Source organism: Microbacterium sp. USHLN186, assembly GCF_037145155.1.
Taxonomy (GTDB): domain Bacteria; phylum Actinomycetota; class Actinomycetes; order Actinomycetales; family Microbacteriaceae; genus Microbacterium.
Genome location: NZ_JBBCYA010000003.1, coordinates 11,006 through 35,500 on the forward strand (window position 1 = coordinate 11,006; position 24,495 = coordinate 35,500).

General features: G+C 64.4%; 18 protein-coding genes. 4 read left to right on the plus strand and 14 right to left on the minus strand.

The genetic code is table 11. From position 1 onward, the window contains the following. Positions 1 to 111 precede the first annotated feature (111 nt). On the plus strand, positions 112 to 1,602 hold the full coding sequence (locus tag WFG93_RS07600; protein ID WP_336645732.1) for a hypothetical protein: 1,491 nt from the start codon (positions 112 to 114) through the stop codon (positions 1,600 to 1,602). Here WFG93_RS07600 and WFG93_RS07605 read toward each other — a convergent pair. From WFG93_RS07605 to WFG93_RS07620, 4 genes are all read right to left on the minus strand, one after another. Beyond that, a complete protein-coding gene (locus WFG93_RS07605) occupies positions 1,486 to 2,460 on the minus strand; it encodes a GDP-L-fucose synthase family protein (protein ID WP_336645733.1) in 975 nt (324 codons plus the stop codon). The two genes, WFG93_RS07600 and WFG93_RS07605, sit on opposite strands and share 117 nt — an antisense overlap. After that, positions 2,457 to 3,488, minus strand: coding sequence for a GDP-mannose 4,6-dehydratase (gene gmd, locus WFG93_RS07610; RefSeq protein WP_336645734.1), 1,032 nt, complete (start codon positions 3,486 to 3,488; stop codon positions 2,457 to 2,459). Before gmd ends, WFG93_RS07605 begins: the two co-directional genes overlap by 4 nt. Positions 3,489 to 3,573: 85 nt before the next feature. Beyond that, positions 3,574 to 4,680 carry a glycosyltransferase gene (locus tag WFG93_RS07615; RefSeq protein WP_336645735.1) on the minus strand — a complete coding sequence of 369 codons (1,107 nt, stop codon included), beginning with the start codon at positions 4,678 to 4,680 and terminating at the stop codon, positions 3,574 to 3,576. Further along, positions 4,677 to 5,222 carry a putative colanic acid biosynthesis acetyltransferase gene (locus WFG93_RS07620; protein WP_336645736.1) on the minus strand — a complete coding sequence of 182 codons (546 nt, stop codon included), beginning with the start codon at positions 5,220 to 5,222 and terminating at the stop codon, positions 4,677 to 4,679. The genes WFG93_RS07615 and WFG93_RS07620 overlap by 4 nt, the downstream gene beginning before the upstream one ends. A 162-nt stretch (positions 5,223 to 5,384) precedes the next feature. Between WFG93_RS07620 and WFG93_RS07625 the strand changes: the two genes are divergently transcribed. Then, entirely contained in the window at positions 5,385 to 6,578 is a 1,194-nt protein-coding gene (locus WFG93_RS07625) for a hypothetical protein (protein ID WP_336645737.1), read from the plus strand. A gap of 3 nt (positions 6,579 to 6,581) precedes the next feature. Here the strand turns inward: WFG93_RS07625 and WFG93_RS07630 are convergent, their stop codons facing one another. Further along, positions 6,582 to 7,325, minus strand: coding sequence for a CDP-alcohol phosphatidyltransferase family protein (locus WFG93_RS07630; RefSeq protein WP_336645738.1), 744 nt, complete (start codon positions 7,323 to 7,325; stop codon positions 6,582 to 6,584). An 84-nt stretch (positions 7,326 to 7,409) separates the two neighbouring features. Between WFG93_RS07630 and WFG93_RS07635 the strand changes: the two genes are divergently transcribed. Together WFG93_RS07635 and WFG93_RS07640 are read left to right on the plus strand one after the other, a co-directional pair. After that, positions 7,410 to 13,100 carry a LamG-like jellyroll fold domain-containing protein gene (locus WFG93_RS07635; RefSeq protein WP_336645739.1) on the plus strand — a complete coding sequence of 1,897 codons (5,691 nt, stop codon included), beginning with the start codon at positions 7,410 to 7,412 and terminating at the stop codon, positions 13,098 to 13,100. A gap of 131 nt (positions 13,101 to 13,231) precedes the next feature. After that, the gene (locus WFG93_RS07640; protein WP_336645740.1) at positions 13,232 to 14,554 is read left to right on the plus strand and encodes a glycerophosphodiester phosphodiesterase; all 1,323 of its coding nucleotides are present in this window, start codon (positions 13,232 to 13,234) and stop codon (positions 14,552 to 14,554) included. A gap of 27 nt (positions 14,555 to 14,581) precedes the next feature. Here the strand turns inward: WFG93_RS07640 and WFG93_RS07645 are convergent, their stop codons facing one another. From WFG93_RS07645 to WFG93_RS07685, 9 genes are all read right to left on the minus strand, one after another. Next, entirely contained in the window at positions 14,582 to 15,805 is a 1,224-nt protein-coding gene (locus WFG93_RS07645; RefSeq protein WP_336645741.1) for a glycosyltransferase, read from the minus strand. A 4-nt stretch (positions 15,806 to 15,809) separates the two neighbouring features. Next, positions 15,810 to 17,342 carry a sugar transferase gene (locus tag WFG93_RS07650; RefSeq protein WP_336645742.1) on the minus strand — a complete coding sequence of 511 codons (1,533 nt, stop codon included), beginning with the start codon at positions 17,340 to 17,342 and terminating at the stop codon, positions 15,810 to 15,812. Between the two features lie 222 nt (positions 17,343 to 17,564). Then, the gene (locus WFG93_RS07655; RefSeq protein ID WP_336645743.1) at positions 17,565 to 18,011 is read right to left on the minus strand and encodes an adenylyltransferase/cytidyltransferase family protein; all 447 of its coding nucleotides are present in this window, start codon (positions 18,009 to 18,011) and stop codon (positions 17,565 to 17,567) included. A 120-nt stretch (positions 18,012 to 18,131) separates the two neighbouring features. Beyond that, positions 18,132 to 19,343 (minus strand): MFS transporter, encoded by a 1,212-nt coding sequence (locus WFG93_RS07660; protein WP_336645744.1) that lies wholly within the window; start codon positions 19,341 to 19,343, stop codon positions 18,132 to 18,134. Between the two features lie 31 nt (positions 19,344 to 19,374). Continuing rightward, positions 19,375 to 20,505 carry a class II aldolase/adducin family protein gene (locus tag WFG93_RS07665; protein ID WP_336645745.1) on the minus strand — a complete coding sequence of 377 codons (1,131 nt, stop codon included), beginning with the start codon at positions 20,503 to 20,505 and terminating at the stop codon, positions 19,375 to 19,377. Between the two features lie 74 nt (positions 20,506 to 20,579). Then, positions 20,580 to 21,464 (minus strand): 3-hydroxy-5-phosphonooxypentane-2,4-dione thiolase, encoded by an 885-nt coding sequence (gene lsrF / locus WFG93_RS07670; protein ID WP_336645746.1) that lies wholly within the window; start codon positions 21,462 to 21,464, stop codon positions 20,580 to 20,582. A gap of 45 nt (positions 21,465 to 21,509) precedes the next feature. Beyond that, positions 21,510 to 21,914, minus strand: a complete 405-nt coding sequence (locus WFG93_RS07675) for a cupin domain-containing protein (RefSeq protein ID WP_336645747.1) — start codon at positions 21,912 to 21,914, stop codon at positions 21,510 to 21,512. Positions 21,915 to 21,937: 23 nt separating this feature from the next. Continuing rightward, on the minus strand, positions 21,938 to 23,497 hold the full coding sequence (gene lsrK / locus WFG93_RS07680; protein ID WP_336645748.1) for an autoinducer-2 kinase: 1,560 nt from the start codon (positions 23,495 to 23,497) through the stop codon (positions 21,938 to 21,940). After that, positions 23,494 to 24,492, minus strand: coding sequence for a sugar-binding transcriptional regulator (locus WFG93_RS07685; RefSeq protein ID WP_336645749.1), 999 nt, complete (start codon positions 24,490 to 24,492; stop codon positions 23,494 to 23,496). Before WFG93_RS07685 ends, lsrK begins: the two co-directional genes overlap by 4 nt. Positions 24,493 to 24,495: the final 3 nt, after the last annotated feature.

The following is a 24,495-nucleotide window of genomic DNA, read 5'->3' on the forward strand; positions in this document are numbered from 1 at the left end:
ACACTTACAGCACCGAACGGCGCCGACGAAAACATGCCACCAGAAGGTAAGAGCGTGAGAACGAATCGCGACTCACACGCGAGCGCGACGCTCTCGAGGAGCCTCCGCTGGGTGCTGCTGGTCCTATCAGTCTCGATCCTCTCGGTCGGCCTTCCTGTATTCCTCCTCGCCGACATCGATGATGTCGCCAGGAGCGAAGCCTGGACGGTGACGTTGGGCCTCATGGTCTGGGCTGGAGTCCGGTTGTCCCTGTTGTGGGTCGCGGGCGTTCCGCGACTCTTCGACTTCTTTTTCTGGCTGTTCACGTATATCTTCATGGGCATTGCGCCGACTGCGCAGATTCGTTCTGGTCTGACTTCGACGACCACGCCTGGCGTGGACCCGAATCTCGATCTGCCTGCCGCTGGTGTGGTTGCGCTCGGCGTGGCGTGCTACGAGATCGGCAGACTGATCTGGCTGCACCGTGAGCACCGCGAAGTGCTTCACGCTCAGCCGAAGACGCGTTCAGTCTCGAAATGGCGCACAGTCGCTTTGTTCATCGTGGCCCTCGCCCTGAGTGGTTTCGTCGTTTCGCGACTGGGCGTGACGATCTTTCAGGGGAGTCGGGATGCGGCTGCCGCGGCGCGTGCGGCAGCGTGGCCGGACCCAGCGGTGCGCAGTCTCACGTATGCCAGTGGTATCTACCCGATGGTCGTGGCTGTGGGCGCGCTGCTGCAGTTGCGACGAGCGAGCACGACATCGGCAAGTAGACAGCTGGCGATCGCTGGCGCCGTCATGGGAGGAGCAGTGCTGCTGCTCATCGTCAATCCCGTCACAAGCGCGCGATACTCATTCGGCACGATCGCCTTCGCCCTCGTCGTCTATGCCGGCGCGTTGACCACCACTGCCCGGGCAAGAGTAGCGATGGCCGCAGTCATCGCGGGCTTTCTCTTCGTTTTCCCACTCGCTGACGCCTTCCGACGTGTAGACGGAGGGATCGCCACTCGCAGTGGATTCTTCACGGAGTACCTTTCCAATCCGGATTATGACGCATTTTGGCAGGTGGCCAATGCTGTCTCTCTCTGGACGGAGGGCATGGCTACGCCGCTGCGTCAGTTCGCCGGAAGTGTTTTCTTCTGGGTGCCCCGCGCCGTGTGGGCGGACAAGCCAACCGACACCGGCATACTCCTCGCGGAGTACCGCGGCTATTCATTTGATAACCTCTCTGCTCCGATATGGGCCGAAGCGATCGTCAATGGCGGGCTGATCGCGGTGATCATCCTTTTCGTAATCTACGGCCTCAGCGCACGGTTGATGGATACGCGTAGCGCGGCGGCCCTGTCGCGCAGCGGCGCATGGGCGATCGCCGGTGCGGTACTGCCAGTGTTCACGACGATCCTGCTGCGCGGCTCGCTATTGCAGGCCACGGGGCCATTGCTGTTAACCGTTGGCTGCATACTTTTCGTTACTGCTGGGCGCGGACCTTTCGCGGTCAGCGACGACCTCTTAGGTTCGCAACCTGGATACGTGCGACCGATACCAATCGACAGTGCGGCTCAACCCTTCGTGAAGACTGACGCTGGCGGTCCATCCCGACTCCGCCAGGCGAGAGACATCGAGTAGCTTCTGCGGCGTACCGTCGGGCTTGTCGGTGTCCCAGAGCACTTCACCTTCGAAGCCGGTGACCTCGGCGATGGCTTCAGCGATCTCGCGGATCGTGGCGTCTTTGCCCGTTCCCACGTTCACGTGCTCTGTGCCGTCGTAGTTCTCTAGGAGGTGCAGCAACGCTGAGGAGAGGTCATCGGCGTGCAGGAATTCGCGTCGCGGAGTGCCGGTACCCCAGTTGGTCACAGATCGCGCTCCGGATGTCACCGCGTCGTCATACCGTCGGATCAGTGCCGGAAGGACATGTGACCCAAGGGGGGAGAAGTTGTCATTCGGACCGTACAGATTCGTCGGCATAGCGGAGATCCAGGGCAGACCATCCTGTCGGCGCACCGCTTGCACATGCAAGATCCCTGCGATCTTCGCTATCGCGTACGCGTCGTTCGTCGGCTCCAGGTGTCCTGTCAGCAGCGCGTCCTCCCTGATCGGCTGCGGAGCGAGTCTTGGGTAGATGCACGAGGAGCCAAGGAACAACAACCGCTCGACCTCGACTTCGCGCGCCGCGTCCATGACGTTCGTTTGGATGCGGACATTGTCGCTGAGGAAGTCAACCGGGTAGGTGCTGTTTGCGAGTATGCCCCCGACCCTCGCCGCTGCTAGCACCACGTAGCGTGGTCGGACATCCCGGAAGAAGTCGAAGACGTCTTCACGATTTCTCAGGTCCAGCTCTGCAGAGGTGCGCCCAACGAGATTGTAGAACCCCGAGCCCTTCAACTGACGCCACATGGCGCTGCCGGCGAGCCCTCGATGTCCCGCGATGTAGAAGGGCGCGTCTCGATCGAGCGACTTGGGCCGAAAATCGTGCCGGTCGCTCATAGGACTGGCCAGCCCGAAAGCGGGACCTGATCGATCCACGGCGCGCCGGCGTGCTCGAGTGCCTTGATGTCAGCGTCGACCATGAGACGTGCAAGCTCCAGCGGACCGACGCTCGCCTTCCACCCGAGCTTCTCCTCCGCCTTGCGGGGGTCTCCGATCAGCGCATCCACTTCGGTCGGCCGCAGATAGCGCTCGTCGAAGCGGACATGGTCCTCCCAGTTCAGCCCGGCATGCGCGAACGCCGTTTCCAGGAACTCCCGTACTGTCGTCCCGGTACCAGTAGCGAGGACGAAATCGTCTGGCTCGTCGACCTGCAGCATGCGCCACATGCCTTCCACGTACTCGGCGGCGTAACCCCAGTCGCGCACGGCATCCAGGTTGCCCATGTACACATGGTCCTGCCGGCCGGCCTTGATCGCCGCGACGGCACGCGTGATCTTTCGCGTCACGAATGTCTCTCCACGACGGGGCGACTCGTGGTTGAAGAGGATGCCGTTGGTCGCGAACATCCCGTATGCCTCGCGGTAGTTCTTCGTGATCCAGTAGCTGTAGAGCTTTGCGGCGGCGTACGGGGACCGGGGGTAGAAGGGCGTCGTCTCATTCTGAGGAGGCGGCGTAGCACCATAGAGCTCCGACGAGGACGCCTGGTAGAAGCGCGTGTCGATACCGGACATTCGCACCGCTTCCAGAAGGCGAATGGATCCAGTCCCGGTTGTGTCAGCGGTGTGCTCCGGCTCGTCGAAGGAAACGCGAACATGTGATTGTGCGGCGAGGTTGTAGACCTCATCCGGCCGGATGCTGGCAAGCAGCGTCGTCAGCCGTGCGCCGTCGCTCAGATCGCCGTAGTGGAGGAACAGCTTTGCATCTGAGCGATGGGGGTCCACGTAGAGATGATCGATTCGAGACGTATTGAAGGTTGAAGCGCGGCGAATCATGCCATGCACTTCATACCCCTTGCCGAGAAGCAACTCAGCGAGATACGACCCGTCCTGGCCCGTGATCCCCGTGATTAAGGCGCGTTTAGTCACTCTGTTCCCCTTAGGTTCGGGCGGCTCGCTGCTTCGCGGCCGACTCCGTGTCGGGCTTCCCCATCTCGGCCCGACACGAGCGATCCTATAGGTAGAGTTGCTCCAGTTGTCGCGCGATGGCCGCCATGCTCCGCTTTTCGCGGACTGCCTGGCGCCCCCGCTCACCCGTCGCCCGTGCGCGATCTGGGTCGGCGATCAGCCCGCGCATGGACTCGATGAGGTCGGAAAGCGAACTCCCGATCACTGTCCCTGCATCACTTTCGGCGACAAATGAGGCAAGGCCGCAGGTCTCCGTCACGATCACAGGTAGTCCGACCGACATCGCTTCCAAGACAGACATCGGGTACGGCTCGTCCACGCTGGGAAGAACGTAAATCGACGCTTCTTGCATACGTGACGCTGTCTCACTCATGCTCACGGCCCCTTCCCAGCGGATGCGATCGCTGTAACCTGAACGTAGGATCGCCGCTCGTACGGACGCGCCTTCGCCTTCGTCTGGACCGATAAGGGTGAATCGCACCTCGGGAAATTCCTGGGCGAGAACGGTTGCCGCCTGCACGAAATGAACAGGTCTCTTTCTCTTTGCGAGCCTGGCGAGATACAGTACGTGCGGGACGTCCGGACGGGAACTCGGGAACTTCCCCTCTGGGACTCCATTAGGCAGTTCGACGAGTCGTGCCGCTCCTCGTGTGACCTCGCGAAGTCCGGCTCTCTCGACTTCGGACAAATACGCCACGGCGTGAGCGCTTTTCAGTACTCGTCGAGTAAGAACTGCATCAAGAGGGCCTGCGAGCGGGTTCGAGGATGGATCGATCATCCCGTGCGTTTGAAGTACGACGCGAGCCCCGCCCCGCTGAGCGAGGTATGCTGCGGGGAGTGTCACCAGGTCTCTTGCGGCGTGCACGTGTATGACGTCGAATTCGTGGCGATGCCGATGAACCGCACGCCATAGCCGGGGAGAGGCGAGGCCCGCGAAGCCAGCGCGCGGCAGAGCTGACATCACGGGGAACAGTCGTGTGCGTACACCTTCCAGCTTGACGGGGGGCGGCCCCGGGAATCCGCGTTGCCCTCCGGCAAGGACAACATCGTGACCGAGATCGCGAAGTGCTGCCAGCTGGTTGAGAGCGACCCGCGTCGGACCGCCGTACTCTCCATCCGGGCTCACCAGAGTGACCACGCCCAATATTCTCATGGCCGTGGCCCCGAGGGGTGCGCTCGGGGGGCGAGGACCGTTTCACCCTCATGAACATCTCGCGTGACGAGCGCCGTGGCGCCGACGAGCGCATTGGCACCGATGGTCACACCGCGAAGTATTGTCGCTCTTGCGGCGACCCAGGCGCCGTTCCCTACTCGGATCGGTGCGTTGTCGAACTCGAAAGTCGGGGAGTGGCGGTCGTGACTCCCGGTACACAAGAGGACGTCCTGCGAGATGCACACGTCGTGGCCGATGTCGACCGGCTCTAGATTGAGGATCCAGACGCGTTCACCGATCCAGCTCGCGTCGCCGATTGTGAGTTTCCATGGCCAGTGCACCCGCACGCCGGATCGTAGATTCACCCCACGACCGATGGTGGCGCCGAAGGCCCTGAGTACCGCGATTCGAACTCGGACAGGAACGTACCATGGCATCACCAGCACGCTGGAGACGAGTTGCCAAGCCGCCTGCCACGCGCGTCCCCGCCCTTTGTCGTAGCCGGCGCCGGTGAAACCGGAGAGCCTTCGCATCCGCCCCATGAGCGACATACTATGCCGCCACGCGGAAGAGCTACGCCGCTCCCGTTGCGAACCTCAGCGATAGGATCGCTTCCAGCATCCGTGCCTTGCACCGCGATGTGGTCTTTGCCGGCGCGTTGGAGGTCAGATGCCACCGGTCGTACGCCTCCTGGTGAGTCGGCGATGAGCCGGCGCCTCCGGGTCCCACCGCTCACCCTGGCACAGGCGTTTGCCAGTGCCGCCGGCGCCATTCCCATGGTGGTCGGAGCGGCGCGAATGCCGGCTTCGGAGTTCGCGGCCTTCTCGGTCCTTGTGTTGGTCGTGATCATGGCTGTCGGAGGTGTCCGAGCAGCGCTGCTGCAACCCGCCTTGATTCACCAGCGCGTCGCCGTCGGCGCTCTCGTACGAGCACGTTATGCGTGGACAGCGTTCGCTTCAGCGTTGTTGGTGCTGGTGCCCGCTGCCTGGCTTCTGACGATGATGCCCGTCGCGGAAGCGGCCGTGGCGGGAACAGCCGGGGCTATGCCGGTTCTTTATGAGTGGGCTCGATACCGATCGATCGGATCATCACGTCGCTGGCTGGTCGCGGGCGCGGACGGCCTCAGGGCGGTTCTGACGCTGATCACCCTCGTGCCGCTGATTCCGGCGGTGACCTCTAGCTTCATGCTCGTGATCGGGGTTTCGACAGCAGTTCCCGCCATCGTCATCCTTACACTGTGTCCACGGCCATCCACCTTTGCCCCTTACCGGGCGTACCGGGCTGCCGCGGGTTGGCAGGCGATCGACTTCGCCATCGGACAGTTCATCGTCTCGGTGCCGCTGATCGTGCTTGCCGGCGTCGGCGCTGATCGTCTCATCGCCGGAGCGCGGCTCGCGCAGACGCTGCTCGGTCCGCTGAATCTCGCGTTCTCAGCCGCCAGTACGAACATCATCGCCGACGGAGCCACGGACAGCGCCCATGCTCGCGCCGCCGCAGTCATCAGCCGAGGGTGGCGTGCGAGTTGGCAGCTCGTAACGCTCGCAACCGCAGTGGTCGGAGGGCTGGTGCTCTTCGTCTGGGCCTCGGGGTTCTCATTGCGCGGGGTCGATCACGATTTCCTGCTCTGGGGCCTGATCTTTGTCGGTTCCGCGACGGTGCTCAGTGGTTGGGCGGGTATCCATGGCATTGTTCTCAGAGTCCTCGGGCATCAGTCGAGCGTGACGGCTGTCCGGGTCGGCATCGCCGCCATCACCACCGCTGGCTTCCTTATCGGATTTGCCGTCGGAGGAGGTGAAGCGAGCCTCGCCGCGGGTTTCATCGCGAACGGCGTGTCGGCGCCGTTGCTGTTCGTGCCGGTCGCGTTGGCGCATTATCGCCGGGACATTCGAGAACGCTGACGATCACCGCAGCCGCGACAGCGCGCGGAACCACTTGGCGAAAAGAAGGCTAGTGATCGCCGCTGTCGCGGAGCCCAGGATGGCGTAGGCGGTGAAGAAGGCGGCAGGAAGCCCCCACAGGGTGAACGACAGGGCAAGGATGCCGTAGTCAGCGAAGAGGAGCACGACCGCTCGCATGGCCGACGGCGTGCTCCGCTGAACGGGGTCACCCCCTATCGCTCTGGTAAGCAGTTCGAAAAGGGTCATCCCTGAGAACATCAGGACCACGACCAACATGTAAGCCAGCGGCACAAGCAGCCAACCGGAGGTGAGAAGCTCATGCCTGTAAGCCGAAATCAGAACGGCTGCATGCACGGCCACCATCTTCCCCGCATCGACGACGTGGTCGAGCCATTCGCCGGCTGGGCTGCCGCGGCCGGTCAGTCGGGCCACCTGACCGTCGGCGGAGTCCAGCGCGAAACCGAGAACCAGACAGAATGCGACGACAAGCCCCGACCCCACCGCAACGGGCGCTACTGCGAGGACGATGAGTCCCGCAACGGTCATCGCCGCTGAAACCCCCGTCACCGCGTTCGGGGAGAGCCCCGCGGCAGCCGCTGCCGCCGCGAGCACGCGCCCTACCGGTCGGTTGATGTATCGCGAGTACAGCGAGATTCCCACGGGTGACTTCTGTGAAGCCTGCAGTGAGCTCAGCGCCGTGGAGAACGTCAGACCGGACAAGAGTATCCTCTCCGCGGTCACGCCCATCGCGATCGCATCCCTTCAGGAACCATATGCGACTGCAGGCCAACAAGTGTCGAAGATAGTTGCTTCCCCAAAACAGTGCGCCGCATGTATGCTGACCCTGCGTCGAAGCGGAACGTAGAAGAAGGGCTGGATCCGAGGGAGGATCCAGACAACGACTTCCGCTCGACGTTACTGGGGAAAATCGCATCCGAGTTCAACGGGTGCTCTAGGGATGGGGATCCCGTGGGGAAACGAGTTTGGGCTGCCGGCGCAGCCGTCGTAGCACTCGTCGCAGGTCTGGTTGTCGCGCAAGCGCCGCAACAAGCCTCGGCGCTTTCGCCCGGAGTGCACTTCAGTGCCGACGATCTGCCCACCTGGCAGACCAACGGCACCGTCTATGCGCTTGCCGCGTCAGGCGGCAAGGTCGTGGCAGGAGGCACATTCACGCAGCTGAGACCGCCCGCTGGCGCATCCGGCACTGCGCGCACGCAGACAGCACTCGCTGTCTTGAACGCCGATACGGGCGCCCCCGACAGCTGCCAGTTCGCCGTCAGCGCGGCCAGTGGGACGGCCTCGGTGCTCGCGCTGACCACGAATGCGGACCAGTCCGTCGTCTATGTCGCCGGCAACTTCTCAAGCATCGGCGGTGTGAATGTCGGGCGGGTCGCGGCGATCGATGTGAATGCCTGTGTCGTGAAGCCATTCCGGCCGGCTCAATTCTCGTCGACCGCCACTGCCCTTGCTCAATACGGCAACGTTCTGTACGTCGGAGGCCTGTTCAACACCGTCGGAGGGCAAACGCGCCGGGGCTTCGCTGCGGTGAACGCCACGACGGGCGCGCTGCTCGACTGGGTGGCCGATGCGGTGCGAACGGTCACGAACCTTCCTGCGGACGTGGGCCAAGGACGTGCGGTCGCCGTGTCTCCTGACGGCCAGAAGGTCGTTGTCGGCGGCGACATGTTCGAGATCAACGGCCAGTACTCGCATTCGATTGCGATGGTGACCGGAGCGACCGGGGCGAACGGTGCCGGCGGTGAGGTTCTTCGTACCTACCCGTCCGGCTTCTTCCCGAACTCGTCCATCACCAAGACCATCTGGTCCGGCGATGACGGGCGCTTCTACATCGGCAACGAGGGTACCGGCGGTGGCGTATTCGATGGCCGTGCTGCGTTCTCGTGGGAGACCGGCGATCAGGTGTGGCGAGACACCTGCCTCGGCGCGACCCAAGCCGTTCTCCTCTACGAGCAGACTCTTTACTCCGCCAGCCATGCGCACGACTGCTCCGGTATCAACGCGTTCAACGACGGTATCCGAAACTACTTCCTTGCTCAGGACTCGAACACGACGCAGCTGCTCGGGTGGTTCCCTGCCGGGAACGACGGCATCGGGGAGGGGATCGGACCGCGTGCGCTCACCGTCGCGGAGGGTGGCACGACAGGGAAAAAGTACATGTGGGCAGGTGGCGAGTTCACCCGCATCAACAACAAGGGGCAGCAGGGTCTGACTCGCTTCGGACCGGATGACGTAGGGGCTCCGCCCGCTCCCGTCGTCTCGGCCGTTGCTACCAGCGACGGCACGATTCAAGTTCAGTTCCGCACTGTGGTGGACTCCGATGACAGTGACCTCACCTACAGTGTGTACCGGAACAACGGCACCACGCCGGTCTGGACCGGAAAGGGAAGCTCCATGTGGTGGGAGCGCCCGCAGATCACCTTCGTCGATAAGGCGGTGAACGCCGGCAGCACCTACTCCTACCGTGTCACAGCGTCGGATGGGACGAACACTTCCGGCCTCTCTGCTACGGCAAGTGCTCGGGCTGTCGCAGCGAAGACGGACTGGGATTCCACCGTCCGCGCAGCGGGGGCGACGGGCTTCTGGTCGGGCGCAGTGACGTCCGGTGTGTGGGCCCTCGACGCTTCTGCGAAGGACACGAGTGTTGACGGTCCGGCGATGCGGTTGATGGAAGGCGCTACGACCTCTGCCTCCAGCGCAGTCCCATCGAACTCACAGTCCTTCTCCCTGGACGGCGTCGACGACTACCTCGTGACCGACCAATATCGTCCCGGACTAACGACGTACAGTGTGTCGGCGTGGATCAACACAACCACCGATCGCGGGGGCAAGATCATCGGCTTCGGCAACGGGCGCCCGCGTACGGGTAACAACGCGCCGAACCTGAGTGGCAGCTATGATCGACACCTTTACATGCAGAATGACGGTCGCGTCCGCTTCGGAGCGTACAACGGGAGCACCACTACGGTGACTTCCCCATCCGCGCTCAACGATGGTTCGTGGCACCTTGTCACGGGCACTCAGGGCCCAGAGGGCATGCGCCTCTACGTCGACGGGAAGCGCGTCGCTTCCAACTCCGTCGCCAACCAGCAGGCTTACTGGGGGATTTGGCGCATCGGAGGCGACAACCTTTCGGGATGGCCGTCGCGGCCTTCGAGCAACTTCTTCGGCGGACTGATCGACGAGCCGGCTGTGTACCCGCGAGCGCTCACGGCACGCGAGGTCGCTGCTCAGTACGTGGCCGCGGGTCGAGACCTGGTCACGAACCCTGTTCCGGCTGATGCTTACGGGAAGACTGTCTTCGAAGGCGATCCGCTGCTCTACTGGCGGCTCGGCGGTTCGACGGCCGACATCGCGGATTCCTCCTACTTCGGCACTACCCCCGGCACCGCACTTCCCGGTGTGGTTCAGGGCGTGACGGGGATTGTCGAGAACAACGCCGCAGTGCGGGTACCCGGATCGTCCGACGGTACGATCGCCACGAGCCAGAGCCTGACTCCATCGGCCACTGTCTCGGCAGAGATCTGGTTCCGCACGACCACGACGTCCGGCGGAAAGATTCTCGGGTTCGAGAACACCGCGACCGGCAACGGCTCCGGATACGACAAGCATCTGTACATGACCGATGACGGGCGCCTGATCTGGGGCTCCTACATCGGCAGTGCCGCCACTGTCACGAGCACGAAAAGCTACAACAACGGTGCTTGGCATCACGCGGTGGGTGTCATCGACTCCACAGGACGGCAGCTCTATGTCGACGGGCAGATGGTCGCGAGCAGCCCCGTCACCGGCGCCGAGTCCGGAGAGGGATACTGGCGCCTGGGCGGCGGAAACTTGAACAGCTGGCCGAACCGGCCCTCGAGCTTCTATTTCAATGGAGACCTCGACGAGTTCGCCATCTATTCCTCCTCGCTTTCGCCGGCAGTGGTCGCCGACCACTACGCCATCGGATCTGTGGACCGTTCCGCGCCCACCATGCCGACGGCAGTCAGTGCGAAGCATGTCACGGGTGGCGTCGAACTCGCGTGGGACGCCTCGACCGATGACGTGGGTGTCGCCCGCTACGAGGTCCATCGCGGTACTGGACCGGACTTCACGGTGGACAGCGCCACCCTTCTGGGCACGACGAGCACGACGACGTTCAACGACGCGACTGCGCCCGTTGGTGAGGTTTCGTACAAGGTGGTAGCGCTCGACTCCTCTGGCAACCGTAGCCAACCGTCTGATGCGGTCACCTTCACGGTGACGGATCAGCAAGCACCCTCGGCCCCCGAAGGACTTGCTGCTCAAACGGTAGGGACGGATGTCTCGCTCACGTGGTCCGCGTCGGAGGACAACGTCGGCGTGACGGGCTACGACATCTACCGCGGTGACAAGTCGGGCTTCGACCCGTCTGAGTCGGCGAAGATCGGCGAGAGCACCGAACTCGCCTTCACCGACGAAGATCTCGACCCGGGCACGTACTACTACGTTGTGGTAGCTGAGGACGCCGCGGGTAACCGCAGCAACGCATCGATCGAAACGAGCCTGGGTCACCGCCTGGTGGATGCCATTGCACCGACTCAGCCGAGCGACCTCGCAGCGACGATGTCAGACGGGAATGTCCAGCTGAGCTGGGCTGCCTCCACGGACGACATCGGCGTCACTGGATATCGGGTGTATCGAGGTTCGTCGGCAGACTTCGTGCCATCGAGCAGCACCCTCTTGGGGCAAACGACAGCCCTCGCGTACCTGGACAGCGCTGTTCCTGCGGGCACTTGGTACTACAAGGTGATAGCGCAGGACGCCGCCGGCAACGTCAGCTCTCCAGCTTCAGCCTCCGTAGCCATCGCGGATGACTCCGCGCCGACCGCTCCTGGAGACGTGAAGGCGTCGGTCACCGGCAGCAGCGTGACGGTCTCCTGGTCCCCTGCGACCGACAACGTGGCAGTCGTCGGATATCAGGTCCACCGCGGCGACTCGGCCGGCTTCGCGCCGGAGGCGGGCAACAAGGTGGGGGCAAGTACGTCGACGTCCTTCACCGACCGAAGCGTCGCCCCAGGCACCTACTACTACAAGCTGACCGCTGAGGATGGCGCAGGGAACGTCAGCGCCTCGAGTGATGCCGCCTCCGCGACGGTCGTCGCCGCGCCTCAGGAGCCGGTGACCATCTCCGTGGTCGCGACAGCGGACGCGATGGCTGCAGCGGTCAACGCGAACTATGCCTACGGCGCCTCCAACCAACTTTCGTCTCGGTTCGATACGGCTATCGTGTCGTTCCTGCAGTTCGATCTGCCGGCGGCTCCCTCCGGCCTGGTACTGGACAGTGCGCAGCTGCGAGTGCGAACCTCCACGGATCCGTCCGCGGGTTCGGCGAACACTCACCAGTTGCGTCGCGCGTCTGGTGCGTGGTCCGAGTCGCAGCTCACCTGGAACACGAGGTTGACGAACGTCGACCCCACCGTGTTGGGGGAGCTGTCCGGTGCGACCGCGATCAACACGGCCTACTCCGCGAATCTGTCTGCGGCGGGGCTGGCACCGAGCCTCGGCACATCCGCGACTTTGCAACTCTCGAGCGCTGCGGGAACGGATAACCTCCGCCTCTGGTCTCGTGAGTCCACCAACGCCGCTTATCGGCCCACCCTGGTCCTGAACTTCGTTCCTGGAACCGGCCCGGGACCTGACCCCGACCCTGACGTCCCGGACGTCACGGCACCCTCTGCGCCGGCCGGTGTGACGGCAGCGGTCAACGGTACAACGGCAACGTTGACGTGGTCGGCGTCGACTGATGATGTTGGGGTGGCTGAGTATCGGATCCACCGTGGCGATGCGGCGAACTTCACTGCTGACACGGGAAACCAGATCGGAACAAATCGATCGACTTCCTTCACCGATGCGGGATTGGCGCCCGGCACGTATTACTACCGAGTTGTCGCCGTTGACGCGGCGGGTAATGCCAGCAGTGCCAGCACTGCCGCCAGCGCCGTTATCGCGACGCCCGGCCCGGATCCGGTGCAGCCGGTGACCGTCACGCTGAGTGCCACAGCTGATTCGATGGCGGCGCAGATCGCGCCAACTACTCTCTACGGGACTACGAACCAGCTGTCTTCGCGAGGCACAACCCCCATCGAGTCGTTCCTTCGCTTCGACCTGCCTACAGCTCCGCCGGGGACTGTTCTCAGCGGGGTTGAGCTGAAGGTGAGGACGTCAACTGATCCAACCGCGGGCTCGGCCGACGCTCATGACTTCGCTCTGATCGGCAATGAATGGGATCAGGCGACAATCAACTGGAACAACCGGCCGACGCAGGCCGGGCCGCGCATTGGGCAGCTCACAGGAGCGACCGCGACGAACACGGCGTACTCCGCACAGCTTGATGCTGCAGCGATCCGATCCGTTCTGGGCTCGACGCAGACTCTGCGTATGTCGAGTGCTGGCAGTGACAACGTACGGCTCTGGTCTTCGGAAGCAAGCTCTTCCGCATACCGCCCAGTCCTAGTGCTTCAGTTCACTCCAGCGCCATGACTAGTCACGGGCGGCTCTCACGCAGGGCGGTGCTGGCGCTGGGTGGCGTCGCCCTGCTGACTGCTTGCACACCGTCGCCAGCGAAACCACTGCAGCAGCCGACGTCGACGCCCTTGGCGTCGGCGGTCGCTGTGCCTGGTTCCGTCTCTGGTCTGCTGGGAAGCGAGAGCTTCTTCGTCGCGCATCGTGGCAGTGGTGACAACTGGCCGGAGCACACTCTCACGGCATACCGATCCGCTTTGAAAGCCGGCGCCGATGCCGTCGAGGTGTCGGTGTGCGCAACAGCGGATGGAGTCCTGGTGTGCCATCACGATCTCTCGGCTTCCAGGACCTTGGGTGTGCAGCGAAATATCTCTGAGATGACCTGGAACGAGATCAACCAGTTGCGAGTTGACGCTCGTGCCTGGTTGGGCCCCGAAGCTCCATTGGAGCCGGTCAGCCGGCTCGAGGACGTTTTCGCAGCGTTGGGTGACGAGGTTCTGATGTTCATTGAGGACAAGCAGGGCAGCAACACCCGAGCGATCCTAGATCTGATGGATGCCCAGCCGAGGTCGACCGAGCGTTTGGTATGGAAGCAGTGGGCGCCAGCTAAGCAGGTCAACATGGTCAAAGATCGAGGATATGCGGCTTGGGGTTACTTCGACTCTGATCAGATGGGACGGTTGGACGAGTTCGCCGCTCGCTTCGATGCCATTGGCGTTCCTACCAGGATCAGCGACGACGAACTATCTCGGGCTGTTGCGACAGGAACTCCTGTCATCTGCTGGGAGGTGCATTTCAATGCGGAGGTCGATCGCCTGAACCGGATGGGAGTTGCCGGAAAGATGTGCTCCAACATCCCGTACCTGACCGGCGGCAAGCGCCGCAGTTCTGATGATTTCCAGTCGGGACGCCGAGCCGCGGGTGACCTGCCTTCGGGGTTCGAACAGTTGGGCTGGTACGCGCAGCCGGCCCTCGTCTCCGATCGGGGCGCGTTGCGTGTGCAACGAGCAGGTCGTTGCAGCTACCTCATGGGGTCATTGGCGCGTCCAGACTTGTCACTCGTGAGCCTGGAGGTCACACTGACCTGGCCGGACAAAGCTCCTGATGTTGGTGCCGCTGGAGTGGTCTTCGGTCTACTCGCGGATGGCCCCGGTGGGGAGGCGGAGCGAGGCAATTCAGATGGATATGAGCTGCATCTCACTGCGGATGGGGCGCTTCGCTTGATTGCACGTGAGTCCGGGCAGGTGGGCCAGGTACTCGCGGAGCAGGGCGGAGCGGCACCGCGCGCCGGCGAGCAGATCCGTGTCCGCATCGACGCTGACGCGTCCCAGGTCCGTATCCATCGAGCAGGCGCGCTCACTTCCATGGATGTGAATGACGGTAGATGGCGCGGGCCGTGGGTACGACTCTTCAAAGACTACGAATCTCCGTTGGCAGTAGAGTTCTCCGACATCACCGTCAAGCTGCTCTAACGCCGTCCGTTCGCCGCGCACGCGCTTTCAGGCTGTGATCGCTTGCGTTAGCGTTTGCTCGAACGCGTTGATCGCGGCTGACGAGGTTAGATGAGCAGCGCGATACGCGCGACCTGAGGCGCCGTAAGAAGCCGCAGCTCCCGGTTGTGCGTCCAGCGCTTCGATCGCATCCACAAGCGCAACCGGGTCACCCGCTGCCACGACCGGACCAGCGCCCGACGCGAGAACCTCGTCGTGTGTGGTGCTGGAGGAGTCAACGGCGGCAACGACCGGCAGCCCCGTCGCGAAGTAAGTGGTCAGCTTGCTGGGTACGGACATCTCGGTCAGTCCGGGGCGCTCGTTCGCGAGCAACACGTCAGCCGCCGCTAGCGTGTCCAAGAAGCGGTCGTCGGGCAGGGGGTCCACGAAGTCGAGGCGGGGGTCGGCGCCGAGCGATTCGAGGTGCTCACGCTGATTGCCATCGCCGAGCAGCACGAAGCGCACTCGCGAGCCGCGTCGGGTCGCCTCGCGAGCGGCGTACACGACATTCTCGAGGCCCTGCTTGGCGCCCATCGCTCCGGCGTGCAGAACGATGACGTCATCATCCGCCCAGTGCATCCGCCCACGCGTCTCAGCGCGGCGATCTCCGCTCACGTCCGGGACGTGCGACCAGTTGCGCACCACATCGATTGGCGCGGATGTGCCGACGCCCTCCACGAACATCGAGCGGAAACGGTCGTGGATCACCACCACGCGATGGGACGCATCCGCCAGGCTCCGCTCCACGCGTGCGATGAGCCCCTTTCCCCTCCCGCTGGACGCCTGTCCGACACCCAGCGTGTAGATGTCCTGCACCCAAGTGACCACAGGGATGCCCTGCAGGCGAGCCCGTGCGGCGACGAGTCGGGATGCGAGCAGGGCGGGCGAGATGACCACCACCACGTCAGGTGACCTCCACCTCGTGAACAGGGCACGCACGCCGAACGACAGCTCGAACAGTGCACGACGAATTGTGCTGGGCCGATGCGGGATGTAGTGGCGAAGCCGCCTCACGCGTACCCCGTTCGTTTCATCGCGTGCAGGCAGGTGCCGGTACTCCGCGGGGATGCGCCACCAGGGATAGTGCGGGAACGAGGTGATTACGCTGACGTCGTGGCCCCGGCCCGCGAGCCCCTCAGCCATCCCCGTCGTGTAGGGGCTGATGCCGGTGGGCTCCGGCGCGTAGTTGACGCCAATGAAGAGGATCGATCGATCTGGTGATGCTGCCGGCATACGCTCAGTATGCCCCGCTCGGGCGCAGCATGACCTTCGCCGTGCGCCACATGATCTGCAGGTCGCTGACGACCGACCAGTTCTCGACGTAGCGAAGGTCAAGTCGCACGCTTTCGTCCCACGACAGGTCGCTGCGCCCCGAGACCTGCCAGAGGCCCGTGATGCCCGGCTTGATGTACAGCCGACGGAACACCTTGCCGTCATACCCGGTGACTTCGCTGGGCAGCGGCGGCCGTGGCCCGACCACACTCATGTCGCCGACGAGAACGTTCCAGAACTGGGGCAGCTCGTCCAAAGAGAGCTTGCGCAGCACGCGGCCGACGCGGGTGACGCGAGGATCGTCCTTCATCTTGAACAGCAGCCCGGCTCCTTCGTTCTGTTCGCGAAGCGCGGCGAGCTGCTGCTCGGCATCCGTGCGCATCGAGCGGAACTTGACCATCTTGAACAGCTTGCCGTCGCGCCCGACGCGCTCTTGGAAGAAGAACACGGGACCTGGAGAGTCGAGCTTGATGAGCAGAGCGAGTACCGGAAGCATCAGCGCGATCGGCACGAGGGCGCAGAAAGCGACGCCGACGTCGAGTGCGCGCTTCACCAGGTGCTGCCCGCCAGAGTACGTGGGAATCTGCATGCGAATCAGCGGGAGCCCGTCCAGCGCTTCGAACGAGAGGCGCGGACCGGCCACATCGGTGAGCCGGCTCGAGAGCACGAGTTCGGCGGCGGTGCCCTCCAGCTGCCAACTCAGGCGCTTGACGAAGTCTGCATCGCCCTGTGGTCTGCTGGCGACGATGATCGTGTCGGCGCCGAGATCGCGAGCCACCGCGCCTACAGTGCGCAGGTTCCCCAGAACCGGATAGGCGCCGTCGCCGACGACCAATTCGCGGGCGTTGCCGTCGAGCAGGGTGACGCCGACGATTCGCAGCCCCGCTGAGTTCGAGCGGCTGAGGCTGTCGACAACGTATTCCACGTCGTCACGCTCGCCGACGACGAGCGTGCGCGACGTGTAGGAACCCTGGTTACGCTGCTGCACCAGCCAGCGACGCCACGACCACCGGCTCAGCATCAGCAATCCCAGCCCGAGGGGGAGGGCGACGAGCAGGAGCAACTGCATTCCATGCAGGCTCGTGAGCGCGTCACCGATGGCCAGGATGCCGAATGCCAAGCCGGTGGCGTGCGCAACGCCACGGTATTCGACCGCGCTGGGCCGAAACAGCGCAGCGTCGCGCGTGTGGGTGCCGCCGAGCATCGCCAGCCACAGTGCACACAGAAGGGATGCGCGCAGGGCGGTGTCGAGCGGGCTAGCCCCCAGCTGGAGTTGGATGCTTGCGGTGAGACCGACAGCGAGGCCGATCATCGCCACATCCGTGACGTGCAGAAGCGAGCGGTAGTGCCGTTCCCAGCGGCGCCGCTGCTCCAGCGTTGTGGTCGCGCGCGGTGCCACGACCAAGTCGGGCACCGCGCGCAGCGCTCGTGGCTCGGAGACGACGAGACCGTCGCCCCCGCCGCGGGTGTACCCCAGGACTTCCTCTACGGAGGTCATCGTGAAGCTCCACGAGCTGATGATGTACGCAAACCCCAGTGCGACATGTTTCCCCAGATTCCCCAGACCCGCCGCCGCAGACGGCGGGCATTTCGATAGGCGCCGACCCCTCGGCGCCTCGCGACCCCAGATCGCGGTACGGATGCTGCTCCCCAGCGGCATCCGCAAGTTCAGGCGTGACGCATCGCTCGCCTCACGGCGGGGAGCGTGATCCGGACTTCGTCATTGAGCCACCGCCAACTCGCCGCGTGTCAGCACGTCGAGAGCGCGTCTCAGCGTCGTACTCGATGTGTGCGCGGTGTACGGGAAGTACACGACCTCCACGCCCACGGATGCGAACTCGCGCTCGAGCCGAAGGCCCTTCTCGGTGCCACGCCAGTCATCGCCCTTGAAGAAGCGCGTGAAGTGCAGGTCGTGCCAGGCATCCATCTTCGCCGGCTTCGTCTCGATATAGACGTCGTCCACGAATGAGATGTGCCTGACGATCTCCGCGCGCTCGTCTTCCGGCACGACGGGATCGATCCCCTTCACGGCGCGCAGCATCTCGTCGCTGACGACGCCCGCGATCAGTACGTCGCAGTGTTGACGTGCATTGCGAAGGATGTTCAGATGCCCGACATGAAACAAGTCGAAGGCTCCGGCGGCATAGCCGACGATACGCGTCCCCATGATCTCCCCAGATCAACCACATGAGTGCGAATCCCCACCCGCACACGGCCCCCCATCGGCCGTTCCTGTGACTCTACTAGTGGTTACGCGCGTCACGCAAGGAAGGCTTGAAGAACGGCGTCAGAAACTTCCGCGCAGCCCTTCTTGGGGCTCGAGGCGAAGGCTGATCAGCATCAGCACCAGGCCGAAGCTGGTGAGGGCGACACCGACCCAACCCGGAGCGAGATAGCCCCAGTCGGCTGCGATGGCGGCCCCTCCCAGTCCTGCGCCTAAGCCATTCGCGATGTTGAACCCGGCGTGATTGAGAGCGGCGCCGAACAGCCGCGCCTCGCCGGCGACGCGTATCAGTCGGGACTGCAGGGCCGGCATCAAGATCGCCGACGTCCCGCTGGCGAAGAACGCGCAGATGTACAGGCCGATCGCGGTCTGGGCGAACAAGCTGTACGACGTGAGTGCGACGATCGAGAGCGATAGTCCCCACACGGCCGCGGCAGCGGGACGCCAGTCGGTGAGCACACCGCCCAGAAGATTCCCGATGGTCATTCCGACACCCATGGTCGCGAGTACCCATGGGATTGCGTCTGCCGACAGCGCGGTCTCGCGAACCGTCACCTCGGCGATGTAGGAGTACACCGCGAAGAAGCCTCCGAAGCCAATCGAGCTCACTCCAACCATGGCCCACAGCGGGGCGCTGCGCAGCGCCGACAGCTCGCGCAGCGGACTGCGCCGCGGATCGCCGGGCCATGCCGGCAAGAACACGCGAACCAGTATCAGAGTCACCGCAAACAGCCCTGCCACCACGACATACACCCACCGCCACCCCAGCTGCTGTCCGAGCACGGTCGACAGCGGCACGCCGACCACATTCGCGAGCGTGAGCCCCGACATCGCGAGTGCGATGCCGCGTCCTTCCCCTCCCGGGCCCATCAGCCGACTGGCGAGCAACGACACGACGCCGAAGTAGGCGCCGTGCGGCAGGCCGGCGATGAAGCGCGACAATATGACCGAGCCGAATGCGGGCATGAGAGCGGAAGCGAGCGTGCCCAACGACAGCAGGCCGAGAAGCAGCAGGGCGAGCCGTACCTGCGACATCCGTGCCCCGAAGACCGCGAACAACGGAGCGCCGACGACAACACCCAAGGCATAGGCCGAGATCAGCGTGCCCGCCTGCGCGATCACATCCTCGGGTGCCCTCGTGTAGTCGGGAAGAAGATCCCGAGCGATCTCAGGCAGAAGGCCCATGGTCGCGAACTCTGTGATGCCGATGGCGAAGCCGCCCAGGGCCAGTGCGAACAGCGCGACCCTCCGCTTCAGCGGCGACAGTTCAGACAAGAATCTCGGTGTCCTCCGTAGCAGTGCTCATTCAACGCAGCCGTCGCTGCTCGAGCTCCCAGTACTCGATGCCGAACGCCTGCGACTCGTCGACGGTCCGATAGCCCCCAGCTCGCTCCGCGGCGGTCATGACACGCATCGTGTGGCGGTAGATGTCCATGATCGCCTGCGCGGCCCGCTGATCCGCCGCCACTGCGAGCAGGCCCAGTTCGGGATGCAGCACGACCCGCGGAGTCGGATCGAGCATGATGAGGTCCGCATAGCGGTGGCGGTCGAAGTAGGCCCGGTAACTGCTCACGTAACCGTCGACGTCATCCCCGATGAGGGGCGTTCTCTTGGTTCGGATCACGTGCTCGAGCGTTGTAGGGCCGCGAGAGGTCAGCTGATCGAGGTCGGGACGCTGGAGAAAGTCGCGCACCTCACGGTCATCGCACTGCAAGATACTGAGCGGTCCGGTGGTGTGGCGTTCGAGCCGGTCGATCAGAGCGACGGCCCCCGGACCGCTTGCCGGTGTCAGGGGCACGACCTGGCCGCTGAACGGTGCACGAAGGTCCACCCCGAGATCTACGAAGTGCGCTTCGGCTCGCCCGACCAGATCGAGATGCAGCGCGTATGCCTCTTCCACGGTGTCGGCCATGGTGAACAGGCCGTGGTGCTGCAGCACGAGCGCCTGTGCGATCCCTCCCGACTGCTGCCAGATTCGCGAAGCGACCTGCGCGAGGTCGAACCCCGGCATGACGTACGGCACGGTGACGACGCCATCACCCAGCACCTCCCGCACAAGGTCGAGCCCGCGAGCGGTGTCGGTAAGAGCGACGATGGCATCCGCGTGCGTGTGCAGCACCGACGTGAACGGCAGCGCGTGATGCAGCATGGCCTCGATCGTCGGTGCGGGCTGAGCAGGAAGAACGGTGGCCGCCGTGTAGCCGGTCATCATCTCGGTGTCGCTCAGCGTTTCGCGCGCGAACAGCTCCTGCAAGTCCGCTCGGCGCAGCTGAACTAGACCTTCCTCCGTCAGGTCCCCTAGGTTGAACCCCGAGGCCTTCGCCCAAAGGAATTCCTCGTTCTTCACCGACGTGTTCCCGCCCCCGTGCAGCACGAGGAAAGGATCACGTCCCAGACGGCGCGATGCCGAAACCGTCTCCTGCAACAAGGCATGCATGTTCTGTTCCCTCGTTCTTCCGCCATGAGCGAAGGGCCGGTGCGCGAACAGCGACGCGCACCGGCCCTCATGATTCAGTCGTCAGCACCATCCGACAGATCGCGGTACTCCGCGTGCGCTTCTTCGGCCGTGACGCCACCGTGAACGACCGAGCGGACGGCTCGGATCATAGCGGCGGGGTGCTGACGCTGGAAGATGTTCCGACCCATGTCGACCCCGGCTGCGCCTTCGGAGATCGCCTTGTATGCCATCGTGAGCGCGTCCAGCGAAGGCAGCTTCTTGCCGCCCGCCATGATCACCGGCACCGGGCACGCGGCGGTGACGTTCTCGAAGCCCTCTTCGCAGTAGTAGGTCTTCACCATCTGCGCGCCGAGCTCTGCGATGATGCGAGTTGCGAGGCCCAAGTAGCGCGAGTCGCGAGTGAGCTCCTTGCCCACCGCGGTCACGCCCAGAACCGGGATGCCGTAACGCAGACCGGCGTCGATCTGCTGCGTCAGGTTGTGCACGGACTGGGTCTCGTGCTCCCCGCCCACGAACACCTGGACCGCGACTGCCGCTGCGTCGATACGCACGGCATCCTCCATGTCCATGGCGATGCGCTCGTCGGACAGGTCCTTCAGGATCGACGGACCGCCCGACGCTCGCACGACGAGTGCGCTGTCGATCGAGGCGGGCACGACGGATCGCAGGATGCCACGGGTCGCCATCAGCGCGTCGGCCTGAGGTGCGAGCGGCACGATGTTGAGGTCGACGCGCTCGAGGCCCCGAGTGGGCCCCTGGAAGTAGCCGTGGTCGAACGCGAGCATGACCGTCCGGCCGTCCTCGCCGAAGATGCGTGACAGGCGATGGCGCATGCCGAAGTCGAGCTGACCGGCGCCCTTCACCGCCGATCCCTCGGTCCGCTGCGGCGTGCCCACGCCGAAGTCCTTCGAATCGATGTTGCCTTCAAGATCTGCCATGGTCGCAGTCCCTTCTTCTCGGTGAGTATCTGAACGTCAGCGTCGTCACGCGGCTGCGCGTGCCTTGGCTTCAGAGATCGCGTCGACGGGCACGGGGTCGCCGGGCACCCAGGGCACCTGCACACCGTCTGCGGGATCGTAGGGCGCTTTGACGAAGACGGCGCGGAACACGGCGTCAGAATTGTTCACGAAGTAGTGCATCTCGCCGGGGTCGCAGCGCACGATGTCGCCGACCGAGAGCTCATAGCTCTTCTCGCAGTCGATCCACACGGTGCAGGCGCCCTCGATCACGACGAAGCTCTCTTCGATCTTGGCGTGATAGTGATTCACCGCGTCGTCACCGGGGCGCAGTCTCACCACGCCGAAGTCAGTGCGGGGGCCGCGCAGTACATATCCGGGGCCGTACTCGCCGAAACGGAATTCAGGCTTGCTGGTGTGAGTGAGTTCCATCGTCTCTCTTTCCTTCTGTGATGTCAGCTGCCCGGCGCACGCCAGAGCGAAGTCGTGATTCCGGCATCCATGAGCTCGCGCTGCGGGGCGTACGCGGCGAGCCAGCGCTCTCTGACCTGCGCATATGCCGCGTGTGCGCCGGCGTCAGGTTCGACCGTGCGCTCCCATGAGAGCCATGCCGCGGCGGCATCCGACGGAGTGGCGAACGCGCCCGCCCCTGCCGCAGCGCACGCTGCCGCGCCCTGTGCAGTGGCTTCGGTGACAGCGGGGACCCGTACCGTGCGCCCGAGCACGTCGGCCACGATCTGCGTCCAGACCGCACTCTTCGCAGAGCCGCCGGCGAATACCACCTCGTCCGCACGCGTGCCGCTGAAGTCCTCCACCATCTCGAGGTTGAGAGCGGCGACGATCGCGGCGTTCTCGAGCAGCGATCGGAACATGGCGGCACGCAGATGCGACCCGGCGATATCCAGAGAGAGGTTGAGGAAGGACGGAGCCGCATGCTTCCAGCGCCGATAGTTCATGACATCGGAGAAGATCGGAATGACCCCCTCCGAGCCGATAGGGATCTCACTCGCCGCTGCGGTCAGCGCATCCAGTGGCTCGGCGCCGGTCTCCTGCGCGGCGCGGATCTCCTCCTGGGCGAAAGTGTCACGGAACCAGCGGATGGATGTGCCGACGTGGAAGGCGATGGCCTCCGCCTGCCAGAGATCGGGAATCGCCGCGGCATTCACGCGTACTCGCATCTGCGGGTCGACGGAGGGCGTGGGGAGGTTGACGAACTGCTGCCAGAACGTGCCGGCAACGATCGCGGCCTGGCCGGGAGCGGTGAGGCCCATCGCCAGAGCCGCGAGCTGCGCGTCGCCGCCTCCGAGAACCACGCGCGTCGATGTCGACAGGCCGGTCTCCTCCGCGGCGGAGGGCAGCACGTGGCCGATCACCGTTCCAGGTTCGAACGTGCGGGGAAGAAGGTCGTCTCGCAAGCCGCATGCACGCAGCAGCTCGGGGTCGCCGCTGCGGCTGTCGAGGGCGACGAAGCCGGAGGTCGAGCCGTTCGACGGCTCCATGACACGCTCGCCGCTGAGCCGGTACAGTACCCACTCGCTGAGCATCAGGACGGTGGCCGCGCGGTCGTACAGGTCGGGACGGTGCGTCTTCAACCAGAGCAGGCGGGGACCTGCCGCAAGGGCGAAGCTCTGCCCGGTGCGGTCATAGATCGTCTCCTCGAGTCCGTCCTGGGCAGCGAGGGTGCGCACCTCCTGCTCCGCGCGGGCGTCGACATTCGCGCACGCCCAGATCTCATCGCCGGCCGCGTCGAGCACCACGATTCCCTCACGCATGGAAGTCGAGCTCAGTGCCGAGATGTCATCGCCGGTCAGATTCGCCGCCGCAAGTGCCTCGATGATGATCTCGACGATCAGAGGCCAATTGCGCTCGGTGACGAATCCCATCGATCCCGGGACGCCCTGCTCGGCGTCGTGTTCCCAAGCGCGCTGAGCGATCGAGACGAGCTTGCCGTGCAGATTGAACACGCACGCGCGGACGGAGCCGGTACCGGCGTCGATCGCCATCACGTGACTCATACGTATTCCTCCTTGGTCGCTTCCGTCGCACCGTCGCCCGCTTCTGCCGCGAGCAGTGCACGGGCCACGTCCTCGGTCGTGACCAGCACATCCAGATACCCCCCGCGCAGCGCGCCGAGGATCGCCCCGACCTTGTCCATCCCTCCGGCGATCCCGATCACGTTGGGGATGCTGCGGAGCTCATCGACGCCGATGCCGATGCGGCGATCGTGGAGGGGAAGATCGAGCACTCGTCCTTGAGCGTCATAGAAAAGTCCGAGAATGTCGCCGACGGCTCCGAGCTTCTGGATCTCGACGAGTTCCTTGTCGCTGACGTACCCCTGTTGCGCGAGAGTCGCCTGTGACGCGACTCCTCCGATGCCGACGAGTGCGTGCTCAGCCGCGCGGCAGTGCTCCAGGGCCCGACCTACGACGCCTTCGTTCCGGAGTGACTCGGCGAGTTCCGGCGAGGAGACGACAATCGGAGCGGGGATGACGGCGTCGTGGTAAGGACCCGGCTTGCCACGCACGCGACGAAGAGTGGGCACGTAGGTGTTGACTCCACCGGTCAGCGTCGCGGTGTTGATCTTGGCGGTCTGCTCGAGCGGCAGGCGTTCCATCGTCGCGTGCACGGTCTCTCCCCATCCGAGTGCGAGCGTCTGGCCGGCCTCGAGTCGGTTCTGCAGATACTGCGCACCTCCGCGAGCGAGGCGCCGGGAGACCTCGTACGGGTCAGTGGGCTCGAACTCCAGGGCCGGGGGCACGAGGGCCTCTCGCAGTCCGAAAGCCTCGCGCAGACGGCGACCGAGCTGAAAGGCCTCGAAGTTGCTCGACCCGAGCGTGAATGTGACGATGCCCGTCTGGCGGCTCCGCTCCAGCAGTCGTCCTGCGGTCGCGCGGGAGATAGACAGGCGCTTGGCGACCTCGTCCTGCGTGAGCTGATCGACGTAGTAGTACCAGGCTGCGCGCAGCAGCTGCTCGTGGGTCTCCCAGTCGTCGTACTCGGCGACGCTCATGGT